The sequence below is a fragment of the Treponema sp. genome (genome assembly GCF_045657965.1).
GTDB lineage: Bacteria > Spirochaetota > Spirochaetia > Treponematales > Treponemataceae > Treponema_D.
This window is the reverse complement of the sequence record NZ_JAZOUG010000275.1, coordinates 1-2565: the sequence shown is the minus strand read 5'-3', so window position 1 is coordinate 2565 and position 2565 is coordinate 1. Positions and strand designations below refer to the sequence as shown.

The window sequence follows — 2565 nt, the reverse complement described above, 5'->3', positions numbered from 1 at the left end:
GATGATTATTGCTGATATTCAGATATAAAGAATCTGCATATTGATTAAACTCAATGCTTTTTATTTTTCAAATTCTAGATCGAAGCCATGGAATATGGAGTTTATTGGGAATTAATATTTTCTCCTGTTGAAAGCGGAATCTTATTTTTATTGTATTTTTGAATTATATTATCTACTTCATTTGCTAATTCAACATAAGAAGAGTCTTTTTTACAAACAGTATCGAGACAAGATTGTAAACCAAAAAAAGTGCGATTAAATGTATTAGAAGGGAAACTTTTTATATGATTTTTTATATTGATTTTTAATTCTTCATCATCTATATCAAATTTTAGATTTTTAATAGTTAACATAAAGGAGATATACTCGTACGATGTTTTATCTTTTGCAATTTCCAGATTATTAATAAAATCTGTAATTATTGTTTTACAAGGTTCATTTGCCATCTGATAAATAACCATAACTAAATGTTCAATAAATCTATATTTATCTTTATGACTTTTCATTATTAGAGTTCGCCTGAAATAGCCACAGATAGTCCACTGAGAAAAACCAAAAATTAGTTCAAGAGAAACAACCAAAAACTCAGTCTCTTCGAACTTAGATTATTTTACCGCTGGAAGTTCGGCGTTGGTTGCTTTTCCCCTGAGTGTAGTCAGGGAATACGACTCGCAATCCTTCCCGCGATAACTGTTACCGCGTAAGTTGAAAATCAGGGCATCATCAAAGATTCTGTCCAGCGCACAGAGCAGAGAATCGTCCTCGTTGAAGTTCTGTTTCCATTGTGACGGCTGCTTGTTGCTGGTAAAAATCATTGTGTACGGGCCTTCCTTGTTGTAGCGCCGGTCTACGAGGTCGAAGAACATCCTTGTGTTCTCCCTGTCAAAGACACAGTGGCCAACCTCATCAATAATCAGGCAGGATGGCTTCACAAGATTGGAAATGACTCTTCCGCTCCGTCCATATGCACGAGCCTGTGTGAACATGTCATTAAGCTCTGACATTTTTATGAAGTAAGTCTTAAGCTTATGCTGACAGCATTCATAACCGTAAGCCATGGCAATATGAGTTTTTCCGGTTCCCGCTGGCCCGATAAGCGCGACATTCTTGTGCGAATAAAGGGTCGAAAGTGACTGCAATCCTTCCAGCTGGCTAACGTTCTTACCGTGAACCTGACTGAAATCAAAATTCTCGAATGTCTTCGGGGATTTCAGCGGAAGTTTGCTCAATCTGAGCATCATCTGAATTGAAGCCTCGTTGTTGCGTTTCTCAAGGAATGTAAACATCCGCATAACTGCATCAATGTCCGCATTCGAAAAATCATTATCAAGAATGAAGGTTGAAAGTTCTTCTTCCGTCATCTTTACTTTTAGGCTGTCAAAGCAGCGCATTATAAGGTTTAGTTTTGTATCATCCATAATATCATCACTCGAAATTAAATTTGTTGAATCCGTCAGCAGTATCATCCTCAAGAGCCTGCTGCACGATTGCCTTTACCGGTGCCGTAGGAAATTCTTCCGGCTGTTCGGGTTTTGCGTACTGGTCGTGGCAGAACGAATCCCTTCTGCTCCAGGTCACATTGTGGGTGACAAGGCATTTTGTCATGTCGTCAGAATAAATTGACAGGATTCTGTCAGTTCTGTTCACACGTACGATGCTCTGACCATAGGAATACGGAACTCCGAAACGACGCCCTTCATAGGTGATGAAGCCGTCAAAGCTGACTTTTCGTTCCGGAAACAGATAAAGCAGTATCGCCGGCTCCTTTAGAAGCGGCTGGCAGATTTTACGGCAGTTATCCTGATGGGTCACGACAGGAAATCCTTCGATTTCTTTTCTGTAAAGGCTGTTCTTGTCACTGCACCACTGCATAGCCTGCTCGTTGAGATCTGTGACATTCACGAACTGACGCCCTGCAATGAAATTTTCCTTGACGAACCTGACAAGACGCTCTACCTTGCCTTTCGTGAAAGGGTGCCGAGGCTTGCATAATTTGGTCTCAAAGCCCACTGCCTTCATGAATGCTTCATAGTCGTGATTCCAGACAGGCCGGCCTTCAAAATCCCTTTTGATGACTACGGACTTCATGTTGTCCGTAAGGACTTTTTGAGGAATTCCCATATACTGAAACGAATGAATCATTCCAATGAAGAGATTTTCCTGTTTTGCGTTCGGAAAGAATTCAATGTATTTCATTCCGCAGTGATGACAAATCATCGCAAAACATGCAGCCTGATATTCAAGCCCTGAATAATCACGAACCTTCACAAAGCCCCAGTCCATCTGGAATGCTTCTCCGGGGTTCGTGAAATACCTCAAGCCCCTGCTTCCCTGCGGTTCGACAGCGTACCTTTTGGGCGGAAGCAGATTTTTATTCGCGGTGACATAGCGTTTTATGCCGCTCAGGCTTCCTTTGTAGCCGACTTCTTTCAGACGGTCATAAATAACGGATGTATTCTTCACGCCCTGGCGGAGCAGATTGTTCGCAACGGACTCATAACCTGTCATTACGGTCTTTAAAGCTTTTCTTCCCATGAGCGCATGAGGTTTTTCCTTAAAATTGTT

3 protein-coding genes are annotated in these 2565 nt (G+C 41.3%); all 3 read right to left on the bottom strand.

Translation table 11 applies throughout. From position 1 onward, the window contains the following. Window positions 1-101: 101 nt before the first annotated feature. Window positions 102-506, bottom strand: coding sequence for a hypothetical protein (locus tag ACKI5B_RS10485; protein WP_407428504.1), 405 nt, complete (start codon window positions 504-506; stop codon window positions 102-104). A 99-nt stretch (window positions 507-605) separates the two neighbouring features. After that, the gene (locus ACKI5B_RS10480) at window positions 606-1466 is read right to left on the bottom strand and encodes an ATP-binding protein (protein ID WP_407428502.1); all 861 of its coding nucleotides are present in this window, start codon (window positions 1464-1466) and stop codon (window positions 606-608) included. After that, window positions 1426-2565: IS21 family transposase (gene istA / locus ACKI5B_RS10475; RefSeq protein ID WP_407428500.1), on the bottom strand; the 1140-nt coding region annotated here is incomplete at its 5' end. The genes istA and ACKI5B_RS10480, both read right to left, overlap by 41 nt.

Excerpts from the sequence above, each read along its gene's own strand:
- ACKI5B_RS10485 (WP_407428504.1), bottom strand. The coding sequence starts at position 506 with ATGAAAAGTCATAAAGATAAATATAGATTTATTGAACATTTAGTTATG.
- ACKI5B_RS10480 (WP_407428502.1), bottom strand. The coding sequence starts at position 1,466 with ATGATACTGCTGACGGATTCAACAAATTTAATTTCGAGTGATGATATT.